Origin of the sequence: Arthrobacter sp. AOP36-A1-22 (genome assembly GCF_052377615.1) — a bacterium.
In the GTDB taxonomy this organism is placed as follows: domain Bacteria; phylum Actinomycetota; class Actinomycetes; order Actinomycetales; family Micrococcaceae; genus Arthrobacter_H.
The window spans coordinates 1-24162 of record NZ_JBQSWX010000028.1; the positions used below are offsets into that span (position 1 = coordinate 1).

Genomic DNA, 24162 nt, shown 5'->3' on the forward strand with positions numbered 1-24162 from the left:
CCCTTCCCGGGGCCCCACGCCGCGTTCTGCCGTACTCCGACGTCCTTCAGAGGCGTCTTGAGCAGGAAGTCCCATAATGAACAAGACAGGCCCGATCAAACACGCGCGCCGCGCGCTGTTGTGGCTCGGCGTGATGATCCTCGCCCTTTCGGCGGTGTTGATCAGTGGCGTCGCAACCCAGCAATCGACCTTCGCCCCCAAGCTGGCCCTGGACCTGGAGGGCGGCACGCAGATGATCCTGTCCCCGAAGGTCCAAGGCGACCAGGAAATCAACCAGGAACAGCTGGAACAAGCGGTGAAGATCATCCGCCAGCGTGTCGACGGTTCCGGTGTCTCCGAAGCGGAGATCACCACCCAGTCAGGCCGCAACGTCGTGGTCTCCATGCCGGGTTCCCCGGATGAGAAGACCCGCGAACTGATCCAGGCCTCGGCGAACATGGAGTTCCGTCCCGTCATCGCTGCCGGGACCTGGGAAGCGACCCCCAAGGCGGAGCGCACCAAGAAGGCCGACCTGCCCAAGCCGACGGCGAAGCCGAAGAACGGTTCGGACGAGAACTGGATCGACGGCAAGCTGCTGAAGAAGTTCGAGGCCTATGACTGCGCGGACGAAAGCGCGAAGTCCAATATCGAGAACGGCGATCCCGACGTTCCGATGATCTCCTGCGATCCCAACCAGCAGGCCAAATACATCTTGGGCCCCGTCGCCATCCCCGGGACGGACATCGCCGATGCCACCTCGGGCATGTCGACCTCGGACCAGGGATTCAACACCGGCAAATGGGTCGTCAACTTGGAGTTCAACTCCGAGGGCGCCAAGAAGTTCGGTGAAGTCACCAAGCGCCTGGTCTCCATGCAGGGCCCGCAGCACCAGTTCGCGGTCGTCCTGGACGGCAAGGTCCTCACCGCCCCGACCGCCAACGCACAGATCGGCAACGGCAAGGCGGAGATCAGCGGCAACTTCACCGAGGAATCCGCCAAGGCCCTGGCCGAGAAGCTGAAGTACGGCGCCCTGCCGATCAGCTTCGAGATCCAGTCGGACCAACAGATCTCGGCGACCCTGGGTTCGGATCAGCTGCGCATGGGCATGATCGCCGGCATCATCGGGCTGGCCCTGGTCGCCGTGTACTCCTTCTTCCAATACCGGCTGCTCGGCCTGGTCACCATCGTCTCGCTGCTGGTGGCAGGGGTGTTGACCTATCTGGCCATCGTGTTGCTGGGGTGGGCGCAAAACTATCGGCTCTCCTTGGCCGGCATCGCCGGCATCATCGTCGCCATCGGACTGACGGCGGACTCGTTCATCGTGTACTTCGAACGGGTCCGTGACGAACTTCGTGACGGGAGATCCCTGCCCTCGGCCGTGGAAACCGGCTGGAAGCGGGCCAAGCAGACGGTCATCGCCTCCAAGGCGGTGAACCTGTTGGCCGCCGTCGTGCTGTACGTCGTGGCGGTGGGCAATGTGAAGGGCTTCGCGTTCACCTTGGGGCTGACGGCGATCGCCGACCTCATCGTCGTGTTCCTGTTCACCCACCCCATGCTGCAGATCCTGGCCCAGACCCGGTTCTTCGGCGAAGGCCACCGCCTCTCGGGGCTGGACCCCTCGCTGTTGGGCGCCGAACCCCTCTATAAGGGGGCCGGACGGATCCGCGACTTCCGCCCGACGGTCGACACCTCCAAACGCCATTCCGGCGCCTCGAAGGAAGCCGCCCGGCGGCAGACGATCGCCGAACGCAAACAAGCCGAACGAGGGTCCGCGGAATCCCAGTCGGTCGCGACGAAGGAAGACGATAATGCCTAATCTCGCCACCTGGGGCAACGAGCTCTATACGGGAAAGCGTTCCTACCCGTTCATCGCCAAACGCAAGCTGTGGTTCTCCATCGCCGCGGTGCTGGTCCTGGCCTCGATCATCCTGCCGATCGCCAAGGGCGGCTTCAACCTGGGCATCGAGTTCAGTGGTGGTTCCGAATTCACCATCTCCGATGTCAAGCACACCGACGTCAAGGTCGGGGAGGACGCCATCAAGGCCATCGCCCCCGACCACGCCCCGACGGTCACCAACATCGCGGCCAACACCATGCGCGTGCAGACCGAACGGTTGACCAACGATCAGACCCTGAAGGCCGGTGACGCCCTGGCCGACGCCTACGGCGTCTCCGACGACGAGGTCACCTCCTCCTTCGTGGGTCCCTCCTGGGGCGCGGATGTCTCGCAGCAGGCCCTCCTGGGCCTGATCGCGTTCGTCGTGTTGGTGGCCCTGCTGATGGCCGTCTACTTCCGCACCTGGAAGATGTCGCTGGCAGCGATCATCGGCCTGTTCACGGTCGTGATCATCACCGCAGGCATCTACGCGCTCTCGGGTTTCGAAGTCACCCCCAGTGCGATCATCGGGTTCCTGACGATCCTGAGCTATTCGCTCTATGACACCGTGGTGGTCTTCGACAAGATCCGCGAGAACACGGCCCATACGTTCGAACAGACGGATCGGACCTATATCGAGCACATCAACCTGGCCGTGAACCAGACACTGGTCCGCTCGATCAACACCTCGGTGGTCGCCGTGCTTCCGGTGGGCTCGATCCTGTTCATCGGGTCCTACCTGTTGGGTGCGGGCACGTTGAAGGACCTGTCGCTGGCCCTGTTCGTGGGCATCATCGTGGGCACCTTGTGCACCGTCTTCATCCAGGCACCGCTCTACGCGGTGCTGCGCCACGGCGAGGCCGATGTGCGCGAACACAACAAGAAGGTCCTAGCCAAGCGCGGGGCCGATCTGCACTCCCAGGCGGCCACTGCCGGCTGAGCCGTCACACCCGGGCAGCGGAAGTGACCGCAGAGCCCCGGGGGTGCTATAACCTTGAGGAACGGAGGGGCCACGGGCGGTTAGCCGCTCGTGGCCTCCCCGTCACCCAGGCCCCGGAAGCGTAGTGCGAACCGGGTACAGCGAGAGGACCTGCCATGGCGGAACCCACAGCCCGGGCAGCGAACGGCGCGGCCGACCAGCCGGCCAAGCCGGCGTCACCACCGCCGGCAGCCCGACGCCGCGGCGGGACCATGTCCCGACTGGCCCGTTTCGCCGGGCGCAGCACCTCCGGACAGCCCCCGATCCTCGAACCGCTGCTGCGCACCGTAAGGGCGAACAGCCCGCGCGAGGACCTTGATCTGATCACCCGCGCCTTCACCGTGGCGGAGCGGTGCCACGAAAACCAGAAGCGCAAAAGCGGCGATCCCTACATCACCCACCCGGTGGCGGTGGCGACCATCCTGGCCGAGATGGGCATGACCGGAAGCACGCTGGCCGCGGCGCTGCTGCATGACACGGTCGAGGACACCGACTATTCGCTCGAGGACCTCGCCCGGGAATTCGGCGACGAGGTCGCCATGCTCGTCGACGGGGTGACCAAGCTGGACAAGGTCCAGTTCGGCGACGCCGCCCAGGCCGAGACCGTCCGCAAGATGGTCATTGCCATGGCCCGCGATATCCGGGTCCTGCTGATCAAACTCGCCGACCGCCTGCACAACGCCAGGACCTGGCGGTACGTTTCCCCGGAATCCAGTGCCAAGAAGGCCCGCGAAACCCTGGAGATCTTCGCGCCGCTGGCCCACCGTCTGGGCATGAACACCATCAAATGGGAACTGGAGGACCTCTCCTTCGCGGCCCTGCACCCCAAGGTCTACGAGGAAATCGTCCGCATGGTGGGGGACCGGACCCCCGAACGCGAAAAATACCTGTCCACGGTCAGGACCCTCATCGGCGAGGACCTGCACCAGCAGCGCATCCGGGCCACCATCACCGGCCGGCCCAAACACTATTATTCGATCTACCAGAAGATGGTGGTGCGCGGGAAGGAATTCGACGACATCCACGACCTCATGGGCGTGCGCGTGCTCGTGGACAGCGTCCGCGAATGCTATGCGACCCTGGGGACCCTGCATGCGCGCTGGAACCCCCTGCCCGGGCGGTTCAAGGACTACATCGCGATGCCGAAGTACAACATGTACCAGTCGCTGCACACCACCGTGGTCGGCCCCGACGGCAAACCGGTCGAGATCCAGATCCGCACCCACGATATGCACCGGCGTGCCGAATACGGCATCGCCGCGCACTGGAAGTACAAATCCGGTGCGGCTAAGACCAAGGCCGTCGGCCAGGACGGCCAGGACCTGAACTGGCTGCGCAGTGTCATGGACTGGCAGCAGGAGACCCGCGACCCCGGCGAGTTCCTTGATTCGCTGCGTTTCGAGATCAACGCGGCCGAGGTCTTCGTCTTCACCCCCAAGGGCGAGGTCATGGCCCTGCCCGCCGGGTCGACCCCCGTGGACTTCGCCTATGCGGTCCATACCGAGGTCGGCCACCGCACCATCGGGGCCCGGGTCAACGGCAAACTGGTCCCGCTGAACAGCGAACTCCACCACGGGGACTGGGTGGAGGTCTTCACCTCCAAGGCCGAAGGTGCCGGCCCCAGCCAGGACTGGCAGGGGTTCGTCAAGAGCCCCCGGGCCCGGAACAAGATCCGCCAGTGGTTCACCAAGGAACGTCGCGAAGAGGCCATCGACAAGGGCAAGGACCAGCTCACCAAGGCCCTGCGCAAGAACAACCTGCCGCTGCAGAAGCTGATGACGCACGATACGCTCACCGCCGTCGCCCAGCAGTTGCGCCACTCGGATATCGCCGCCATGTATGCCGCGGTCGGTGACGGACACACCTCCGCCCAGAACGTCATCGAACACCTCCAGGCGCTGGTGGGCCCGACCCACCCGCATGAAGCCGACTTCGACGAGACCCCCTCCTTCACCCCCGGAACCTCCCGCCAGACCCACGACGCCGGGGTGGTCGTCCCCGGGGCCGGGGACGTCATGGCCAAACTGGCGCGCTGCTGCACCCCGGTGCCCCCGGATGCCATCCGCGGCTTCGTCACGCGGGGTTCGGGGATCTCGGTGCACCGGGCCGACTGCGCCAACCTGCAGGCCCTGGGCGATCAGGCCGAACGGCTGGTCGAGGTGCAATGGGCCCCCACCCAGTCCAGTGTGTTCCTGGTGGAGATCCAGGCGGAGGCGTTGGACCGCAAATCGCTGCTCTCCGACGTCACCAAGGTGCTCTCGGACAATCAGGTCAACATCCTCTCGGCCAGTGTGGTCACCGGTAAGGACCGGGTCGCGACCTCCCGCTTCTCCTTCGAGATGGGCGATCCCAAATACCTGAACCACGTCCTGAACGCGGTGCGACGGATCGACGGGGTCTACGACGTGTACCGCACTTCCGAGGGCCGCCGGCGCTCGTAGCGGCCTTCGGGGCCCTGGACCTCATCGGGGGACGGCCGCCAGCGACGGCAATCCCGCCACCAGGTCCCAGGCCGCCCGTTTACCCGGTCGACGGCCCGTGGCCTCGATCGCGGACAACAGCTCCTGCCTGCTGCACCCACCGCTGCGTGGACCGGTCAGACGACTGAGCACCTGGCGCGCCACGGCCGGGCCACCATGGAAGGCGACGTCCAGGCCCGTGCGGACCGGGGTCGTCACCGGCATCGCGAAGCGCCCCTGGACCTCACTGGGCTCCAGCACGCATTCATGCAGCGCCAACCGGACGGGGCCGCGCTGCAACGGGATGCGATGGAACCGCGAAACCAGTAGTTCAAGGACCTCCGGTGCCGGGTGGAAGCCATGCACCCAGGCCGCTGCCAGCCGTCCGATGACGGCCGATTCGTGCAACCGGGGGCCGGCCACCGTGGCCACCGCCGCGGCGCGCAACGCCGGGCCGTCCTCGACGGCCGAACACACGAACGTCCCGGGCAGCACCTGGCGCAGGACCCCCTCGGCACGCAGCACCATCAGCTCCGGAGCGGCAAAGGGCCGCCCGGGTTGCAGGAGCGCGGTGACCTCGGTGGCCTCGATCGGATCCATCATGCACCCACTGTGGCAAAGGGGGCGTCGCGGCAAAAGGGCCGGCCACCAGCCTGTGGATACTGGTGACCGGCCCTCCAGAGCCGGGCACGGGTGCTCCGCGGACCGTTACCGGTCACTGGGGAGCAGGAGCCGGCAGAGGCCTACTCGAAGTCCTGGGCGGACTCCTGGAGGGTTTCGAACCAGGCCCGGCGGGCCGAGAGGGCTTCCTCCGCCTGCTTGATCCGCCGTTCGTCGCCGGAGGCCTTCGCGGTTTCGAGTTCGGTCTCCAACTCCGCAATGGTGTCCTCGAGCTGCGTAAGCATGCTGTTCGAGCGGGCCTTGGTCTCCGGGTTGGAGCGACGCCACTTCTCGTCTTCGGCACCACGCAGGGCGTCCTCGACGGTGCGCATTCCGCCTTCCATGCGCTGCATGGCCGAGCGGGGCACCTTCCCTGCAGCCTCCCAGCGGTCGCGAATCGGCTCGAAGGCCTTCTTCGCCGCGGCCAGATCCTTGATCGGCAGCAGGGCCCTGGCCTCGGCGAGGATCTTCTCCTTCACCGCGAGGTTCTCCTCGAATTCCTGATCCAGTTCCTCGTTGGCCCGCGAGCGGGCATTGAAGAAGATGTCCTGGGCGGCCCGGAAGCGGGCCCACAGGGCGTCGTCGTCCTTGCGGGAGGCCCGCTTGGAGGCCTTCCACTCGTCCATCAACCGGCGGTATTCGCCCGCCGTCGGCCCCCATTCGGTGGACCCCGACATGGCCTCGGCCCGCGCGATCAGATCCTCCTTGACGCGCTTGGCCTCGGAATTATCGGCATCCAGCCGCGAGAAGAAGGCACGACGGTGGCGGTCGAACGTGGTCCGGGCCCCACGGAACCGCTTCCAGAGGCCGTCCTCGGTGGAACGGCCCAGACGCGGACCGTTCTTCTGGGCCGACTTCCACAGCTCGAACAGTTCGTTCATCCGGTTGCTGCCCTGTTTCCACTGGACGGTGGCCGGATCCTGGGCGGCGAGTTCCTCGGCTTCAACGACGATCGCCTCCCGGGCGGCCAGTTCGCGGGCCCGGTTTTCCTCCTGCGTCTTGCGTTCGGCCTTCTGCCGTTCGGCAACTTCCTGCCGGGCGGCGTCCAACCGGCCCTGCAACGCCTTCAGGTCACCGACCATGATCCGTTCGGTCACCAGCTGCTGGAGGTGGTCCAGGGTCTTGTTCATGTCCGTGGAGGGGGCGTGGGCGGCCACGCGCTGTTCGAGCAGCAGCAACTGGCTGACCACGTCGTCGTGCTTGCGCACGAAATAGGCGAGCGCTTCGGTGGGGGTGGCGTCCGGGTATTGGCCGACCGGGAACTCCTCGCCCTCGACGAGGACGAAGACGTGGCCGTCATCGGTGACGCGGCTGAACTTCGCGGCCTCGTCCAGGTCGCTGCTGTAGGCCGGGGGAGCGGGGACCACCGGGGTCGGCTTGCTGGACTTCGGTCCCGCCTGCGGGCGGGGCATGGCCGCCGGGGTGGGCGTCGGTCGCGGGGTGGCCGAGGGCTTGGGAACTGCCGTGGGCTTCGGGGCGTCGGCGGGCTTCGGCGCTGCCTCTGCGGCCGGGGCGTCGGCGGCCGGTGTCTGCGGCTCGGGCGACGTGGCGGGAGCCTGCTGCGTGGCGGGGGTCTCTGACTCCGTGGCGGGGGCCGCCTGCGCCGGGGAGGTCTGCTGCTCGGAGGTGCCTACGGGCGCACCTTGGGTGGACTCGTCGGGCTGGCCTGCGTTGTCGTCGGATTGCGTGGAGCTGTTCACCGCTAAAACTCTTTCGTTCGGAGTCGGTCCGGAAGTTCCCCGGAACCCTGTGTTTCCTCCGTAACTGTACCGAGTCAGTGCTGCAACAAGGTAGTTTGCCGCGGGCCGGGTCGCTATGGCGGTCTCGAACGACATAGAATCGTGCGGTTACCTCCCGGACCCGGGCACGCCGGCGCGACGCCATCCGGAACGGCAGCATCCCACCATCCCCGCGAAGGAGTCTTCACCCCTATGGCACGCAAGGCCTCATTGTCAGGTTTCCCCGAGTGGCTACCCAACGAACGCCTCGTGGAGCTCCATGTCCTGGACAGCCTGCGGCGCAGCTTCGAACTGCACGGGTTCAGCAACATCGAGACCCGGGCCGTGGAAACCGTGGGCCAACTGCTGCGCAAGGGGGAGATCGACAAGGAGGTCTACGGGCTTTCACGGCTGCAGAACGACGACGGTGAGGCGGCGGGGACGGACCCCCACGCCCTGGCCCTGCACTTCGATCTGACCGTTCCCTTCGCCCGCTACGTGGTGGAGAACGCCGGACACCTGGCCTTCCCCTTCCGCCGCTACCAGATCCAGAAGGTCTGGCGCGGGGAGCGACCCCAGGACGGCCGATTCCGCGAATTCACCCAGGCCGACATCGACGTCGTCGGTGATGGGGCCCTACCCTTCCGTTACGACGTGGAACTGGCCCTGGTCATCGCCGACGCGCTCAGCGCCCTGCCGATCGGCGACTTCACCGTGCGGGTGAACAACCGCAAACTAGCCGAGGGCTTCTACCTCGGACTGGGGATCGAGGACACCGCCGGGGTGCTACGCAACATCGACAAACTCGAGAAGATCGGCCCCGAGAGGGTCGCCGAAGCGCTGGTGAACGAGATCGGCACCACCGAGGAACAAGCCCGGGCCGCCCTGGCCCTGGCCTCGATCCGCACCGCCGACACCTCCTTCGTCGAACAGGTCAGGGCCCTGGGGGTGGAGCATGAACTGCTCGAGACGGGCCTGACCGAGCTGGCGGAAGTCATCGACGTGGCCACCCGTCGGGCCCCCGGCCAGGTCGTGGCCGACCTCTCGATCGCCCGCGGCCTGGACTACTACACCGGCACCGTCTACGAAACCGTGCTGGTGGGCCACGAGAAGCTCGGGTCCATCTGCTCGGGCGGCCGTTACGAATCCCTGGCCTCGAAGGGCAACCGCGTCTTCCCCGGCGTCGGACTGTCCATCGGGGTCAGCCGGTTGGTCTCCCGGATGCTGTCCGACGGCGGCCTGAAGGCCAGCCGTGATGTCCCCAGCGCCGTATTGGTCGCTCTGAACGACGACGACTCCTGGTACCCCGCCCAGGACGTCGCCGCGGCGCTGCGTGCCCGCGGCATCGCCGTGGAGGTCGCGGCCCGGGCCGAGAAGTTCGGCAAACAGATCCGCTATGCCGACCGCCGGGGGATCCCCTACGTCTGGTTCACCTCAGCCGAGGGCACCCATGAGGTCAAGGACATCCGTTCCGGCGAGCAGGTGGTGGCCGACCCGCATGCCTGGACGCCCCCGGCAGAGGACCAGCACCCGGGAATCAGCGCCTCCTGACCGGGGCGGGCCCCCCGGGAGCCGCCCCGGTTGTCGGGGGGCCCACCACTGCCGGTAAACTCGACCCAAACCCATAATTGAACCAACGCGTGCCGGGCCCGGGGAACCCCCGGGAGCACGCGAGGAACCCCTCGAAAGGACTTCAGTGCTGCGCACTCACGACTTGGGCACGCTCAGGGCCGAACACATCGGACAATCCGTCACCCTGGCCGGCTGGGTAGCCCGCCGCCGGGACCATGGAGGGGTCGCCTTCCTGGATCTGCGTGATGCCTCGGGTGTGGCCCAGATCGTGGTCCGCGACGAAGCCGACTTCCACTCCCTGCGCAATGAATTCGTGTTGCAGATCGTCGGCACGGTAGAACGCCGTCCCGATGGCAACGAGAACCCGGCCCTGGCCAGCGGCGAGATCGAGGTGATGGCGGACTCCGTCGTCGTGCTGAACACCTCGGCACCGCTGCCGTTCCAGATCGACGAGCACGTCGAGGTCGGCGAGGAGGCGCGGCTGCGCCACCGCTACCTGGATCTGCGCCGTCCAGGCCCGCACGCGAACATCCGCCTGCGCTCGGAGGTCAACCGGGTGGCTCGTGAACTGCTGCACGACCAGGGTTACGTCGAGATCGAGACCCCGACGCTGACCCGTTCCACCCCCGAAGGCGCGCGTGACTTCCTGGTGCCGGCCCGTCTGGCCCCCGGCTCCTGGTACGCCCTGCCGCAGTCGCCGCAGTTGTTCAAGCAGCTGCTGCAGGTCGGTGGATTCGAGAAGTATTACCAGATCGCCCGGTGCTACCGCGACGAGGATTTCCGGGCGGACCGCCAGCCGGAATTCACGCAGCTGGACATCGAGGCCTCCTTCGTCGAGCAGGATGACATCATCGCCCTGGGCGAGCAGATCGTCAGTGCCGTCTGGAACCTGATCGACGTGCAGGTCCCGACCCCCATCGCCCGGATGACCTACGCCGATGCCATGCAGAACTACGGCTCGGATAAGCCGGATCTGCGCTTCGGTCTGGAACTGACCGAACTGAAGGATTTCTTCAAGGACACCACCTTCCGCGTCTTCCAGGCCCCCTATGTCGGCTCGGTGGTCATGCCCGGCGGTGCTTCGCAGCCGCGGCGGACCTTGGATGCCTGGCAGGAATGGGCCAAGCAGCGCGGAGCCAAGGGCCTGGCCTACGTCCTGGTCCAGGAGGACGGTTCGTTGACCGGGCCCGTGGCCAAGAACCTCACCGACTTCGAGCGGGAGAACCTGGCCACCACGGTCGGCGCCACCCCGGGGGACTGCATCTTCTTCGCCGCCGGCTCGGCCTCCGAATCCCGAGCCCTGCTGGGCGCGGCCCGGGTCGAGATCGGACACCGCACCGGGTTGATCAAGGACGGGGACTGGGCCTTCGTCTGGATCGTCGACGCCCCCATGTTCGAATCCTCGGCGGCCGCCGTGGCCTCCGGCGACGTCGCCGTCGGTGCCGGGCAGTGGACCGCGGTCCACCACGCCTTCACCTCCCCGAAGCCGGAGTTCCTGGACACCTTCGACACGGATCCGGAAAACGCCCTCTCCTATGCCTACGACATCGTGTGCAACGGCAACGAGCTCGGTGGTGGTTCCATCCGCATCCACCAGCGCGAGGTGCAGGAACGGGTCTTCAGGATGATGGGGCTGGATGAGGAATCCGCCCAGTCGAAGTTCGGCTTCCTGCTGGACGGGTTCAAGTACGGCGCCCCGCCGCATGGCGGCATCGCCTTCGGTTGGGACCGTGTGGTGCAGCTGCTCACCGGCACCGAGTCGATCCGCGACGTCATCGCCTTCCCGAAGACCGGTGGCGGTTTCGATCCGCTGACCCAGGCGCCCGCGGAAATCACCGCGCAGCAGCGCAAGGAGGCCGGCGTCGACGCCAAGCCAGAACCGAAGAAGGCCGCCAAGGCGGACCAGCAGGACGGGGCGTCCGCCGACGCCTGATCATGCTGGAACCGGCGGCCCGGCAGAGCGCACCGGGGCACACCGCTGTCCAGCACATCGACTCCGCCTGGACGGGGACCCGGCCGGCCACCATCGGCCGGTCCTCGTCCGGCGGGTGGTGGCCGGCCGGGGAAGCGATGAGCGGTCCCCGAGGCGTGCTTCGGTCCGCCAGGATCCCCGTGGTGATCAGCCGGGGAGATCGGCCGTATCGACGATGAGGGTGAACGGCCCCGAGTTGACCAGGGAAACATCCATCTGCCCGCCGAAGACCCCGTGCTCGACTCGTGCCCCGAGGTCCCGAAGGGCGGCCATGAACGCCTCATACAAGGGTTCGCTCAGCGCCCTCGGTGCGGCGGCCGACCATCCCGGTCTCCGGCCCTTGCGCACGTCCCCGTAGAGGGTGAATTGGCTGACCACCAGCAACGGGGCGCCGAGATCGGCGCAGGATTTCTCCGCCTCGAGCAGGCGCAGACGCCAGATCTTCGCGGCCAAGGTGGCGGCCTCGGCGTCCGTATCGGTCCCGGTGACCCCCAAGAGCACCAGGAGCCCCGGCTCGTCGATACGCCCGACCACCGTCCCCTCGACTTCGACCGAGGCCTTCGAAACCCGTTGGACTACTGCCTTCATGCCCTGGCCCTTCGCTCGCACGACATCACCCGTCCACCGTAGCGCTACGCCCCGGCACCACCGTGCGGGCACTAGGCTGGATGGGTGAACGATTTGTTGAGTCCGCTGGATGACGACTCCGAGGACGAACCCACCCGCGGATCCTCCCGCCCCCGGCCGCCCCTGGCAGTGCGCATGCGCCCGCAGACGGTGGCCGAACTCGTCGGTCAGCAACATCTGCTCAAACCCGGCTCGCCGTTGCGCCAACTGGCCGGGGTCGATGGGCCCGGTCCCTCCGGACCCGCCAGTGTCATCCTCTGGGGACCGCCGGGAACCGGCAAGACGACCATTGCCCATGTCATCGCCCGGGCCCCCGGCCGGCGTTTCGTAGAACTCAGTGCCATCACCGCCGGGGTCAAGGATGTCCGCCGGGTCATGGACCAGGCGTTGACGGACCGGGACCTGAACCGGATCACCACGGTGCTTTTCCTGGACGAGATCCACCGCTTCACCAAGGCCCAACAGGACGCCCTGCTGCCGGGGGTGGAGAACCGGTGGGTGGTGCTCATCGCCGCGACCACGGAGAACCCTTCCTTCTCGGTGATCTCGCCGCTGCTGTCGCGTTCCCTGCTGCTCACCTTGCAGCCCCTGGAGGAGGAGGACATCCGTGGACTGGTGGTCCGCGCCGTTCAGGATCCCCGCGGACTGGACGGGACCGTTTCACTGGAACCTGCCGCATTGGATCACCTGGTCCGGCTCAGCGGAGGCGATGCCCGCCGCGCGCTGACCGCCTTGGAAGCCGCCGCCGGGGTCGCCTGGGGCGAATCTGACGGTGTCGAAGCCAGTCCAGGGAACGACGGCGAAGCCCCGGCCGAGGGCGAGGAACACGCTGCTGTCCCGATCCCGGTGAACACCTCCCATGCCGAGCGGGCCATGGATGCCGCCGTCCAGCGCTACGACCGGGCCGGGGACCAGCACTACGACGTGATCAGCGCGTTCATCAAGTCCATTCGTGGCTCCGATGTCGATGCGTCACTGCACTATCTGGCGAAGATGATCGAGGCGGGGGAGGACCCCCGGTTCATTGCCCGCAGGATCATGATCAGTGCCTCGGAGGACATCGGCATGGCCGATCCGACGGCCCTGCAGAGTGCGGTGGCCGCGGCACAAGCAGTGCAACTGATCGGGATGCCCGAGGGCCGGATCATCCTGGGCCAGGCAGTGGTCCACTTGGCGACCGCCCCGAAGTCCAACGCCTCCTATCAGGCGATCAACGCCGCCATCGCCGATGTCAGGGGCGGTCGAGGCGAGGGGATCCCCCCGCATCTACGCGATGCCCACTATCCCGGCGCCGGACAACTGGGCCACGGCAAGGGGTACCTCTACTCCCATGACGCCCCGCATTCGATCGCCGAACAGCAGTACGCCCCCGACGATCTGGTCGGTCGCGATTACTACGCGCCGACGGCCAATGGGGCCGAACGTGGCATCGGTGAACGGCTGCAGCGGATCCGACGGATCATCCGCGGTCGCTGAATCCGCCAACGGAACCTCTACGGCCCGAACCCTTCTCCTACCCTCCAGTAGGTGCCACACTGGCCCCAAGGACGCTTGGCCGGCCGGGGGGACGGGCGGAATCGAGCTTGCGCCGATCGGAGGATCCCTTGGCTACCTACGAATACGCTACGGACGAGACAACTGTTCTCGCCCCCCGGGTGGTACCGGTCTCCAAGGGGCGCATCGTCGTCAACTGGATCACCTCCACCGACCATAAGATCATCGGCTACATGTACCTGATCGCCTCCTTCACCTTCTTCTGCATCGGCGGGATCATGGCCCTGCTCATGCGCTCGGAGTTGTGGGAACCGGGCATGCAGATCATGCAGACCAAGGAGCAGTACAACCAGCTGTTCACCATGCACGGCACCATCATGCTGCTCATGTTCGCCACCCCGTTGTTCGCCGGTTTCACCAACGTCATCATGCCCCTGCAGCTCGGGGCCCCCGATGTGGCGTTCCCGCGTCTGAACGCACTGGCCTTCTGGTTCTTCCTCTTCGGTTCCACCATTGCCATGGCCGGCTATATCACCCCGCAGGGTGCCGCCGCGTTCGGGTGGTTCGCCTATGCCCCGCTGTCCAGCACCACGTTCAGTCCGGGGATCGGCGGTGACCTCTGGGTCTTCGGCCTGGCCCTGTCCGGCTTCGGCACCATCCTGGGCGCGGTCAACTTCGTCACGACGGTCATCTGCCTGCGTGCACCGGGTATGACCATGTGGCGGATGCCGATCTTCACCTGGAACGCCCTGATCACCTCGTTGATGATCCTGATGGCGTTCCCGCCGCTGGCTGCCGCACTGTTCGCACTGGGGGCGGACCGGCGCTTCGGCGCCCATATCTACGACCCCGATGCCGGGGGACCGATCTTATGGCAGCACCTGTTCTGGTTCTTCGGCCACCCCGAGGTCTACATCATTGCGCTGCCGTTCTTCGGCATCGTCTCGGAGATCTTCCCGGTCTTTTCCCGCAAGCCGATCTTCGGCTATAAGGGCCTGATCTTCGCGACGATCTCGATCGCCGCGCTCTCGATCTCGGTGTGGGCGCACCACATGTACGCCACCGGCTCCGTGGCCCTGCCGTTCTTTGGATTCATGACCATGCTGATCGCGGTGCCCACCGGGGTGAAGTTCTTCAACTGGATCGGCACGATGTGGCGAGGATCCATCACCTTCGAGACACCCATGCTCTGGAGCATCGGGTTCCTGGTGACCTTCCTCTTCGGCGGACTGACCGGCATCATCCTCTCGGCACCCACGCTGGACATCCACGTTTCGGATACCTACTTCGTGGTCGCCCACTTCCACTACGTGGTCTTCGGGACCGTCGTGTTCGCCATGTTCGCCGGCTTCTACTTCTGGTGGCCCAAATGGACCGGCCGGATGCTCAACGAACGGCTGGGCAAGATCCACTTCTGGATGTTGTTCTTCGGGTTCCACGGCACGTTCCTCATCCAGCACTGGCTCGGCGTGATCGGCATGCCGCGCCGGTATGCGGATTACCTGCCCGAAGACGGCTTCACCACCATGAACCAGTTCTCCACCGTCTTCTCCATGGTTCTGGGCCTGTCGATGATCCCGTTCTTCTGGAACGTCTGGATCACCGCCCGGTCGGCCAAACGGGTCGAGGTCGATGATCCATGGGGCTTCGGTGCTTCGCTGGAATGGGCGACCTCCTGCCCGCCGCCGCGGCACAACTTCCACTCGATGCCGCGGATCCGCTCCGAACGTCCTGCCCTGGATCTGCACCATCCGGAACTTTCGGCCCGGGTGACGCCCACGGCCATGGCAGCCTCGGTGTTCGGCCCGGCGGACCAGAAGGACCGGGAGGAGCGAAGGTAACTGATCCACGACCGGCCCGGGACCCGTACACGGGACCGGGCCATCGGTGGTGTTAGGATGGTTCCTTGGCTGGCAAGCCGATCACATCCGCATGACCTTTCAGGCGGCACCCCGGTGCCCCGGATGGAGATCGAGTTGTAGTACCAAGGGAGCGACTTCCCTTAACTCTCCGCCAGGGAGGCCAGTGACACACAGTCGCCGATAAAAAGAAGAAGGACACCAGTGGCTAATCACACCCGTGCCCGCCGTAAGGTTCGCCTGTCGCGTTCCCTCGGCCTTGCCTTGACCCCCAAGGCAGAGAAGTACATGGAGCGTCGTCCCTATGGCCCCGGCCAGCATGGACGCGCCCGCAAGAAGCAGGATTCCGACTACGCAGTGCGTCTGCGTGAAAAGCAGCGTTTGCGCGCCCAGTACGGCATCCGTGAAGCACAGATGGCCCGCTACTTCGAGGATGCCAAGCGCTCAGCTGGCGACACCGGTGAAAACCTGGTGGAGTTCCTCGAGATGCGTCTGGACGCCCTGGTTCTGCGTTCGGGCATCGCCCGCACCATCGCCCAGGCCCGCCAGCTCGTCGTTCACCGCCACATCGTGGTTGATGGACAGCGCGTTGACCGTCCGTCGTACCGCGTAGGCGAAGGCCAGCTGGTCGCCGTCCACGAGCGGTCCGAGACCATGGTTCCGTTCCAGATTGCCGCCACCGGCGCGCACCGCGACGTCCTGCCGGCCGCACCGGCCTACCTGGACGTCAAGATGGAAGCACTTCAGGCCCGCCTCGTGCGCCGCCCGAAGCGCTCGGAGGTCCCCGTGACCTGCGAAGAGAACCTCGTCGTCGAGTACTACGCACGCTAGGAACCAGCCACCGCTGATTCCCGACGCGTACTGCGCGTCACCCATGGAGCCCATGACCTGCTGGTCATGGGCTCCATGTTTTTTCCTTGGGGATGACAACGGCCAGTGGACCTTCGGCGAAGACCGGGATGGCGAACCGACCTAGGCAGGGACCATCCTGGCTTCTAGACTCGGCACGAAAACCGGGCGCCTTCCCGGGGGCCACGAATGTCCCTCCAGCGGGGAGCAGCACCGTCGCGGTGCGAGCCCACTGATGGAAGGTGTCCTCATGATGCAGCCACCCCACTACACGGGGTTCGCAAACGATGCAGGGCCCGGGGACTGGAGTTTCCTCGGCGACGGAGCCTGCGCGTGGTTCAACGCCCCTTCGCTGGCCGGGAGCGCTCTTCTGGCAGGTCGCATCGCCGAGGTATTCCAGGGCGGGACCCTGCCCGATATCGATCTACGGTCCAGCGGCCTGCGGATCCACTTCGACCCGGGCGCCCCGGGGCGGTTCAGTGACGAGGAAGCGGCCCGGGCCCGGGCGATCTCCACGGCCGCCCGAGAACTGGGGATGGCTTCCGATCCGGACACTGTGCAGGTGATGCAGCTGGCGATCGACGCCTCCGACTCCTCCTCGCAGGGGACCTTCTGGCAGACGGTGCTTGGGTACGAACACGACGGCGCCGCCCGGCTGGAGGATCCCACCGGGCGCGACCCGGCCATCTCATGGGCCAGTCCATCGGCGCACAACGACCTCCGCGGCAGGATCCATGTCGACGTCGTCAGACCACCAGGCCAGGTGGAGGCAGTCCGTTCCACCCTCGGCCAGGAGCCTTTCGGAGCCAACGGGCTCACCCTGGCCGACATCGATGGAAACGAGGTCGACCTCGTTCCGGGCGGCGTGCTTTCACCGGAACCGGACACCAGCGATTGGAGCGTCGCGTTCGGGGCGACCGCTTCCTACCCGGCCGCCTCCGGCACCGTGGCCGTATCCCTGGCCACCGCGGTGGCCGAGCTGGCCGACGAGGCGAAGATCCCGCTTCTGGTGGATCTGCGTCCCGGGCGAGTCACGATCGACAGCGGCAAAGACCAGTGGGACGACGCCGAACGCTCCGATGGCTCCTCATTCGTGGCCCTGGCCGGCCGGATCCAGGCGGCGGCCCGGGGCCTGGGACTCACGGCCGAGAGGGGGCGTACCCGCTTCGTCCAATTCGGCGTGGACGCGATCGACGTGGACGCCGTCCGGGGCTTCTGGGCCTCGGTGCTGGGCTATGCGCAGGATCCCCGCCCCTCGGTGACCGACATCGTTGATCCTCGCCGCCTCAACCCGGTCCTCTTCTTCCAGCAGATGGATCCGGTGGACGAGGACCGGCGCCGGGCACGCAACCGGTTGCATATCGAACTGCAGGTCTCCACCGAGACGGCCCGCCTGAAGACCGAAGCGGTACTGGAAGCAGGGGGACGGGCCCTGACGGGACAGAACGGGCTCCGGCGCACCTTTGCCGATCCCGAAGGCAACGAGCTCACCCTCCTCACTCCGCCGCAGGGGGAATGAATGGCCCAGGGGCTGGCGGATCGTGCTCGGGTGGGCCCTCCCGGAGGCGAGGATCGTCGGGTTCTTACGGAAAACACGGCGCCCGGTGGGCCGACTGCGCCACCGCTGGCGGAAAAAGGTAATGTTGTCCTTTGTTGATTAGCACCTAGCAGGAGGAGCAGTTCCATATGACCGGGTCCGATATTGCCGGCCTCATCGCCGCAGGGGTCTTCGCCATTCTGGTGGCACTGTTGGCCGTTCCCGTGATCAAGCTCGGAAGGGTCTTTGATGAACTGCGTCTGGCCGTGCGTGAGCTCTCGGACGGGACCAGCCCCCTACTGGAGGAAGTCACCACGACGGTCTCCTCCACGAACGCACAACTGCAGAAGGTCGATGGCATCACCAACAACGTCTCCGACGCCTCGGCCAATGTCACCGCGCTCTCGTCCTTGGCCGCCTCCGTGCTCGGCGGACCGCTGATCAAGGTCGCGGCTTTCACCCACGGCGTCCGTAGCGCCATCAATGCACCCACCGGCGGCACCGGCCGCCGCAGCCGCTAGGAGGCCAGCATGATCAAGAAGCTCTTTTGGGTCGGGATCGGTGTCGGCGTCGGCGTGCTGGCGGCCCGTAAGGTCGCCACCGTCAAACAGGGGTTGGGCCGCGAGGGACTGAACCGTTCCGTCGGACGACTGGCCGATGCGATGACCACGTCCGCCGAAGCATTCCGTGACGGGATGCACGGCCGCGAGGCCGAATTGCGGACCGCCCTGGGACTGGACGACCCGCAGGCCGACGCCCCCACGCACCGCCGCTGACACCAGGCTCCACCACACCCCGCAGTACCGTTCCATGAAGGGATCGCCAGCACTCATGAAATCGCAGGAAATCGCCAACCGTTGGGTTGAATTCTTCGCAGCCAAGGGCCACACCGTCGTGCCCAGCGCCTCGTTGATCTCCAACGATCCCTCCTTGCTGTTCACCGTCGCCGGCATGGTCCCCTTCATTCCCTACCTCACCGCCCAGGAGGAGGCCCCCTACCCGCGTGCCGTGAGCATCCAGAAATGCCTGCGCACCGGGGACATCGAAGAAGTCGGCCAGACCGCCCGCCACGGCACGTTCTTCCAGATGTGCGGGAACTTCTCCTTCGGGGACTACTTCAAGGCCGAAGCCATCTCCTACGCCTGGGAGCTGCTGACCGGTTCGGTCGATGACGGCTGTTTCGGGCTGGACCCCGAACGCCTCTGGGTCACCGTCTACGAGGATGGCGAGGAGCGCGACGACGAAGCCCGCGCGATCTGGCGCGACCAGATGGGCGTTCCCGACGAACGCATCGTGGGCACCGGCAAGGAAGACAACTACTGGACCACCGGCCAGCCCGGCCCCGGTGGACCCTGCTCCGAGATCTACTACGACCGGGGCCCCGCCTACGGGCTCGACGGCGGCCCGGCGGTGGACGAAACCCGGTTCGTGGAGATCTGGAACCTGGTGTTCATGCAGTACCAGCTCTCCGCGGTGCGTTCGAAGACCGATTTCGATGTGGCCGGAGAACTGCCGCAGAAGAACATCGACACGGGTCTGGGTCTGGAACGTCTGGCCATGATCCTGCAGGGCGTCGAGAACATGTATGAGACCGACCAGGTCCGTCCGGTCCTGGATCGGGCCGCCGAGCTGGCCGGACGTGAATACTCCTCCACCGAGGACCCGGAGGACCCCCGTCATACCGACGACGTGCGCCTGCGCGTGGTCGGGGACCACATCCGGTCCTCGCTCATGCTCATCAGCGACGGGGTGAGCCCCTCCAACGAAGGACGCGGCTACGTCCTGCGTCGCCTGATCCGCCGTGCGGTCCGTGCCATGCGGCTGCTCGGGGTCGAGGATCCGGTCCTGCCCGAACTGCTTCCGGTCTCCCGGGACACCATGAAGGGCGTCTACCCGCAGGTCGAAACCGACTTCGCCCGCATCTCACGGATCGCCTATGCCGAGGAGCGGGCCTTCCTGCGCACCATCGCCAGCGGCACCGCGCGACTGGAACATGCAGTCACCGCGTCCAAGGCCGCCGGGACCTCCCTGTCCGGGGAAGAGGCCTTCGCCCTGCACGACACCTATGGCTTCCCCATCGACCTGACCTTGGAGATGGCCTCGGAAGCAGGTCTGGCCGTCGACGAAGGGGCCTTCCGCGCCCTGATGAGCGAACAGCGCCAGCGGGCGCAGAAGGACGCGAAGGCCAAGAAGGCCGGACACGCGGACCTGACCGTCTTCAGCGGACTCCATGGCGCCGGGGACACCGTCTTCACCGGCTACGACGAATTGACCACCGGGTCCTCGGTGCGCGGCATCGTCCGCGACGGGGAACTGGTCCGCTACGCCGAGCAGGGCCAGGAGATCGAACTGGTCCTGGACGAGACCCCGTTCTATGCCGAAGCCGGCGGCCAGGCCGCCGACGTGGGACTGATCACCGGAGACGGCTTCGTCGTGGAGGTCCTGGACGTCCAGTCCCCGGTGCGCGGACTGTCGGTGCACCGTGCCGTCGTACGCGAAGGCGAACTGCCCTCCGATGCCCTGGTCACCGCCGAAGTCGACGCACAGCGCCGCCGGTCCGGCGAACAGGCCCACTCGGCCACCCACCTGGTCCATGCCGCCCTGCACCAGATCCTCGGTCCCGAGGCGAGCCAGTCCGGTTCGTTCAACAAGGCCGGCTACCTGCGCTTCGACTTCAGCTGGACCGAGGCCTTGTCGCAGGCCGCCCGCTCCGAGGTCGAGGAAGTCGCCAACCTGGCCATCCGCAACAGCTACGAGGTCCAGACCAACGTCATGGGCTTGGATGAGGCCAAGGACATGGGCGCCATGAGCCTTTTCGGCGAGAAGTACGGGAACACCGTGCGCGTCGTGGAGATCGATGGGGCCTGGTCGCGCGAACTGTGTGGTGGCACCCATGTGGCCAACACCTCCCAGATCGGCAGCCTGACCCTGCTGGGGGAGCAGTCGGTGGGCTCGGGCAACCGACGGGTCGAGGCACTCGTGGGGATGGAGGCCTTCCGCCACGGAGCCGCGGAACGGGCACTGGTCAACGAACTGACCGATTTGTTCCGTGTCCCGTCGATGGAATTGACCGACCGCATCCATGCAACCTTGTCCCGGTTGAAGGCCGCCGAGAAGGAAATCGAGAAGTTGCGGGCCGAGCAGCGCTCCGCACAGGCCGGCGCACTGCTCTCCCAGGCCCGCGAGGTGGCCGGGGTGAGGGTCCTGGCCCACGATGCCGGGGCGGTCGCCTCGGCGGATGACCTGCGCGCCTTGGCCCTGGACCTGCGCAACCGGTTGGGCTCCGAACCGGCCGCCGTGGCGTTGACCGGCGTCGCCAACTCACGGCCTTTGGTCCTGGTGGCCACCAATGAGGCCGCCCGCGGGCTCGGCGTCAAGGCCGGGGCCCTGGTGCGCACAGCCGCCGGCATCCTCGGCGGCGGCGGCGGCGGGAAGGACGACGTCGCCCAGGGCGGCGGCTCCGATCCCGCCCGGACCGGCGATGCGCTGGCCGCGGTCCTGCGCCAGATCGCGGAACGATCCTGAGCGGCTCCGACGCGCCGGGCCCTCCGCGCGGAGTGAAATTTGGGGTCGACGTGGGCATGGCACGCGTCGGGGTGGCCCTCTGCGACCCCGACGGGGTGCTGGCCACACCGCTGAAGACCTTGAAACGGGATCTGAAGAAGAACAGCGATCTGCGCGTCCTGGCGAAGCTCGTGGTCGAACACGCAGCAGTCCAGGTGTTCGTGGGGTTGCCCCGGTCCCTCCGCGGTCATGAAACAGGCTCGACACAGATGGCCCGCGACTACGCCTCGCTCCTGGCCGAAGGGCTCCAGGAGCAGGCTCCCGGGGTGTCTGTGCGGCTGATCGACGAGCGTCTGACCACGGTTTCGGCGCATCGGGCCCTGCATGATTCCGGGCTCGACGGAAGGAAACACCGTCAAGTGGTGGACCAGGTCGCCGCAGCGGATATTCTGCAACAAGCGCTGGATATGCAAAAATCACTACAGCGCGATGTGGGGGACTCCGTCATTTCCGGAGGGCGTTCCGCCAGCACCGATCTTCAGTGAAGGACATCAGAGGATGAACGAGCAGCAATCCGAGGGCCCCGGCGTCGAACCCGGGGGTCCTCAGGAGCGCGCCGACGGCACCGGGGTGCCCGAGGCGCCCGCGCCGTTCCGTCGTCTACGTTCGGGCCGTCGCCGCGCGGCACCGACCGCCCCCTGGGATGAACACGCACCCGGGGAGGAGCCGGCCCATCCGGCGGCGGCCCAGCACGCCGCCGCACCAGCCGATCCCGACCCGACCGAACCCGAACCCGTGGATACCGAACCCACCGCACCCGCGGCAATGACGGCCGACACCGGGGATGGCGGAACTCCTGACCCCGTGACGGAGGACGGCGGACCCGTCGAGGACCCGGCGCCCGAGGACCTTCCGGTGCGTGATCACCATCAGGCCGAGTTGCTCCAGGCGCACCCGCCGGTTGATTCCGACGACGTGGGCACCGAACACACCCCCGGACCCCTCGCGGCCCAGGCCCCCTCCGAGGCGCCCGCGGCCGAGGATCTCCTGCTCGCCGACCCCGAGCCGGAGGCCGAGGAGGAGAGCCCCACCGAATCCCTGCTCAACGGAAGCCAATCGACCCCGGGGGTCCGCAAGCGACGCCGAAAGCGTCGGAACGTGATCATGGCCATCGTGATCGGCATCTTCGCCATCATCCTGGCCATCACCGTGCTGCTGCTCCAGAACATCCTGGGCATGTGGACCACCGAGGACTACCCGGGCCCCGGGGAAGGCGAAGTGACCTTCACCGTCGAACCCGGCTGGGGTCCCTCGGTCATCGGCGGACACCTGACCGAGAAGGACATCGTGTCCGACCGCAAGATCTTCCTCGAGGCCGTCCAGGACTCGGATGCCGAGAACAAGGAAATCCATCCGGGGGAGTACCAGCTCAAATACAAGATGGCAGCCCAGGACGCCGCGGACATCCTGATCGGCGAGGCCGCGGACAAGGTCAGCTATGTGGCGGTGAAGCAGAACGTCAGGACCAAGGCGGTGTTCGAGAAGATCTCCGAGGACACCGGTGTTTCCCTCGGTGACCTCGAGGACCTCAATGACCAGCCCGAGAAGTTCGGGCTCAAGAAGCCGGTCAAGAACCTCGAAGGGTACCTGCATCCGGGCGAATACCGGTTCCCGCTCGATGCCACCGCCGAGGACATGCTCCAGGAGATGGTCGATGCCACCACCAAGGAGCTCACCAGCCAGGGCGTCACGGATCCGACCAAGCAGTACCGCGCCCTGAAGATCGCCAGCATCCTGCAGGCCGAGGCCAGCCCGAAGGACTACAAGATCGTCTCCGGGGCACTGGACAACCGGCTGAAGCCTGACAACAAGGAGACCGACGGGCTCCTGCAGGTCGACTCCAGCGTCATCTACGGCCTGGACCGCTACACCCTGCAGCTGAGCAAGGAGGAGAAGGCGGACAAGAGCAATAAGTACAACTCGTACCAGCACCGGGGCCTTCCCCCCACGCCCATCGGTTCGCCCGGCGACAAGGCCATCGACGCGGCCATCCACCCCGAGAAGAACGACTACTACTACTGGGTGACCGTCAATACCGAGACCGGTGAAACGAAGTTCGCCAAGACCTATGAGCAGCACAAGGTCTACCAGCAGGAGTTCAGGGACTGGTGCTCCGACAACGAGGACATCTGCAAGTGAGCCACCCAGCCCGGGCCGCGGTCTTCGGACAGCCGATCGCCCATTCGAAGTCCCCGTCCCTGCACCAGGCCGCCTACGCCCGACTCCGGGTCCCGATCGACTACCAACGGGTGGAGGCCGGCACAGGGCAGGCCCGGGAACTGACCGCCAGGATGCGCACGGAACCCGGATGGACGGGTGCCTCGGTGACCATGCCCCTGAAACAGGCCATGGTGCCCTTGATGGACAGCATCTCCGAACGCGTCCAGCGGCTGGGGGTGCTGAACACCATCGTGGTCGGCCGGGCCGAGGGACGGGTCCACCTGCGCGGGGAGAACACCGACGTCGACGGGATCGTCCGCGCCCTGGGCGACGCCGGCGCCTACCGGGTGGGGGCCGTGGCCGTCCTCGGGGCGGGAGGCACCGCGAGCGCGGCCACCGAAGCCCTGCGGAGCATGGGCGCGCAGAGCGTGGACTACGTCGTCCGTGACGGGTCCCGGGCCGCAGGAGTCCTCGAACTGGCCACGACACTGGGTTGTACCGCCGAGGCCATTGACGTGGCGACGGCGGCCCGGCGGTTGGAAGGCTACGACGCGGTGGTCTCCACCTTGCCCCCGCATGCCGCGGACGGGCTGATCCAGGATCTGGACCTGCCCACCCTGCGCCCGGGGACCGCGCTGCTTGACGTGGCGTACGACCCCTGGCCCAGTGCCCTGGCCTCGGCCTGGGAAGCCGCCGGCGGGACCGTGATCGGGGGACTGTCCATGCTCCTGCACCAGGCGGTTGAACAGGTGAAGATGTTCAGCGGGGTCACCGAAGCCGACTGGGGCCAAGTCACAAATGTGATGTGTGACGCAGTGGGGCTGCCCCACCCCCGGAACTGAGCCATGGGCATGGCA

General features: G+C 66.7%; 18 protein-coding genes. 15 read left to right on the forward strand and 3 right to left on the reverse strand.

What is annotated here, in order from left to right; translation table 11 throughout:
* The first annotated feature begins 76 nt into the window (after positions 1–76).
* The 3 genes from secD (at position 77) to ACT3S2_RS13930 (ending at position 5275) form a co-directional block, all read left to right on the forward strand.
* A complete protein-coding gene (gene secD, locus ACT3S2_RS13920; protein ID WP_444555689.1) occupies positions 77–1795 on the forward strand; it encodes a protein translocase subunit SecD in 1719 nt (572 codons plus the stop codon).
* Complete coding sequence (secF, locus tag ACT3S2_RS13925; protein ID WP_444555688.1) at positions 1788–2795, forward strand: protein translocase subunit SecF; 1008 nt, start codon at positions 1788–1790, stop codon at positions 2793–2795. The genes secD and secF overlap by 8 nt, the downstream gene beginning before the upstream one ends.
* 251 nt (positions 2796–3046) lie before the next feature.
* Positions 3047–5275 carry a RelA/SpoT family protein gene (locus tag ACT3S2_RS13930; protein ID WP_444555690.1) on the forward strand — a complete coding sequence of 743 codons (2229 nt, stop codon included), beginning with the start codon at positions 3047–3049 and terminating at the stop codon, positions 5273–5275.
* Between the two features lie 21 nt (positions 5276–5296).
* On the opposite strand, the gene ACT3S2_RS13935 is transcribed toward ACT3S2_RS13930, so the two are convergent.
* Together ACT3S2_RS13935 and ACT3S2_RS13940 are read right to left on the reverse strand one after the other, a co-directional pair.
* Positions 5297–5896: a hypothetical protein gene (locus tag ACT3S2_RS13935; RefSeq protein ID WP_444555687.1), complete on the reverse strand. Its 600-nt coding sequence runs from the start codon at positions 5894–5896 to the stop codon at positions 5297–5299.
* A gap of 140 nt (positions 5897–6036) precedes the next feature.
* Positions 6037–7653: a DUF349 domain-containing protein gene (locus tag ACT3S2_RS13940; RefSeq protein WP_444555686.1), complete on the reverse strand. Its 1617-nt coding sequence runs from the start codon at positions 7651–7653 to the stop codon at positions 6037–6039.
* 231 nt (positions 7654–7884) lie between these two features.
* Here ACT3S2_RS13940 and hisS point away from each other — a divergent pair, with 231 nt between their 5' ends.
* Both hisS and aspS read left to right on the forward strand, forming a co-directional pair.
* Positions 7885–9222 carry a histidine--tRNA ligase gene (gene hisS / locus ACT3S2_RS13945; protein WP_444555685.1) on the forward strand — a complete coding sequence of 446 codons (1338 nt, stop codon included), beginning with the start codon at positions 7885–7887 and terminating at the stop codon, positions 9220–9222.
* Between the two features lie 145 nt (positions 9223–9367).
* Entirely contained in the window at positions 9368–11176 is a 1809-nt protein-coding gene (aspS, locus tag ACT3S2_RS13950; protein ID WP_444555684.1) for an aspartate--tRNA ligase, read from the forward strand.
* A gap of 186 nt (positions 11177–11362) precedes the next feature.
* On the opposite strand, the gene dtd is transcribed toward aspS, so the two are convergent.
* Positions 11363–11803: a D-aminoacyl-tRNA deacylase gene (gene dtd, locus ACT3S2_RS13955; protein ID WP_444555683.1), complete on the reverse strand. Its 441-nt coding sequence runs from the start codon at positions 11801–11803 to the stop codon at positions 11363–11365.
* 84 nt (positions 11804–11887) lie between these two features.
* Here dtd and ACT3S2_RS13960 point away from each other — a divergent pair, with 84 nt between their 5' ends.
* The 10 genes from ACT3S2_RS13960 to ACT3S2_RS14005 all read left to right on the forward strand — a co-directional run bounded on the left by ACT3S2_RS13960 (position 11888) and on the right by ACT3S2_RS14005 (position 24147).
* Positions 11888–13318 (forward strand): replication-associated recombination protein A, encoded by a 1431-nt coding sequence (locus tag ACT3S2_RS13960; RefSeq protein ID WP_444555682.1) that lies wholly within the window; start codon positions 11888–11890, stop codon positions 13316–13318.
* A 128-nt stretch (positions 13319–13446) separates the two neighbouring features.
* On the forward strand, positions 13447–15177 hold the full coding sequence (ctaD, locus tag ACT3S2_RS13965) for an aa3-type cytochrome oxidase subunit I (RefSeq protein ID WP_444561807.1): 1731 nt from the start codon (positions 13447–13449) through the stop codon (positions 15175–15177).
* Positions 15178–15399: 222 nt separating this feature from the next.
* Positions 15400–16026, forward strand: coding sequence for a 30S ribosomal protein S4 (gene rpsD, locus ACT3S2_RS13970; RefSeq protein WP_444555533.1), 627 nt, complete (start codon positions 15400–15402; stop codon positions 16024–16026).
* A 268-nt stretch (positions 16027–16294) separates the two neighbouring features.
* Positions 16295–17563 (forward strand): VOC family protein, encoded by a 1269-nt coding sequence (locus ACT3S2_RS13975; RefSeq protein WP_444555532.1) that lies wholly within the window; start codon positions 16295–16297, stop codon positions 17561–17563.
* Between the two features lie 167 nt (positions 17564–17730).
* Positions 17731–18102, forward strand: coding sequence for a DUF948 domain-containing protein (locus ACT3S2_RS13980; RefSeq protein WP_444555531.1), 372 nt, complete (start codon positions 17731–17733; stop codon positions 18100–18102).
* Positions 18103–18111: 9 nt separating this feature from the next.
* Positions 18112–18357, forward strand: coding sequence for a hypothetical protein (locus tag ACT3S2_RS13985; RefSeq protein WP_444555530.1), 246 nt, complete (start codon positions 18112–18114; stop codon positions 18355–18357).
* Between the two features lie 55 nt (positions 18358–18412).
* On the forward strand, positions 18413–21106 hold the full coding sequence (gene alaS / locus ACT3S2_RS13990; RefSeq protein WP_444555529.1) for an alanine--tRNA ligase: 2694 nt from the start codon (positions 18413–18415) through the stop codon (positions 21104–21106).
* A 50-nt stretch (positions 21107–21156) separates the two neighbouring features.
* A complete protein-coding gene (ruvX, locus tag ACT3S2_RS13995; RefSeq protein ID WP_444555528.1) occupies positions 21157–21630 on the forward strand; it encodes a Holliday junction resolvase RuvX in 474 nt (157 codons plus the stop codon).
* Between the two features lie 13 nt (positions 21631–21643).
* Entirely contained in the window at positions 21644–23284 is a 1641-nt protein-coding gene (gene mltG, locus ACT3S2_RS14000) for an endolytic transglycosylase MltG (RefSeq protein WP_444561808.1), read from the forward strand.
* A complete protein-coding gene (locus ACT3S2_RS14005; protein WP_444555526.1) occupies positions 23281–24147 on the forward strand; it encodes a shikimate dehydrogenase family protein in 867 nt (288 codons plus the stop codon). Before mltG ends, ACT3S2_RS14005 begins: the two co-directional genes overlap by 4 nt.
* Positions 24148–24162: the final 15 nt, after the last annotated feature.

What these genes read in the sequence shown, in the direction of transcription:
- ACT3S2_RS13935 (WP_444555687.1), bottom strand. Translation starts at nt 5,896, where the DNA reads ATGATGGATCCGATCGAGGCCACCGAGGTCACCGCGCTCCTGCAACCC.
- ACT3S2_RS13975 (WP_444555532.1), top strand. Translation starts at nt 16,295, where the DNA reads ATGATGCAGCCACCCCACTACACGGGGTTCGCAAACGATGCAGGGCCC.
- ACT3S2_RS13980 (WP_444555531.1), top strand. Translation starts at nt 17,731, where the DNA reads ATGACCGGGTCCGATATTGCCGGCCTCATCGCCGCAGGGGTCTTCGCC.
- mltG (WP_444561808.1), top strand. Translation starts at nt 21,644, where the DNA reads ATGAACGAGCAGCAATCCGAGGGCCCCGGCGTCGAACCCGGGGGTCCT.
- alaS (WP_444555529.1), top strand. Translation starts at nt 18,413, where the DNA reads ATGAAATCGCAGGAAATCGCCAACCGTTGGGTTGAATTCTTCGCAGCC.
- ACT3S2_RS13930 (WP_444555690.1), top strand. Translation starts at nt 3,047, where the DNA reads ATGTCCCGACTGGCCCGTTTCGCCGGGCGCAGCACCTCCGGACAGCCC.
- ACT3S2_RS13985 (WP_444555530.1), top strand. Translation starts at nt 18,112, where the DNA reads ATGATCAAGAAGCTCTTTTGGGTCGGGATCGGTGTCGGCGTCGGCGTG.
- dtd (WP_444555683.1), bottom strand. Translation starts at nt 11,803, where the DNA reads ATGAAGGCAGTAGTCCAACGGGTTTCGAAGGCCTCGGTCGAAGTCGAG.
- secF (WP_444555688.1), top strand. Translation starts at nt 1,788, where the DNA reads ATGCCTAATCTCGCCACCTGGGGCAACGAGCTCTATACGGGAAAGCGT.
- secD (WP_444555689.1), top strand. Translation starts at nt 77, where the DNA reads ATGAACAAGACAGGCCCGATCAAACACGCGCGCCGCGCGCTGTTGTGG.
- hisS (WP_444555685.1), top strand. Translation starts at nt 7,885, where the DNA reads ATGGCACGCAAGGCCTCATTGTCAGGTTTCCCCGAGTGGCTACCCAAC.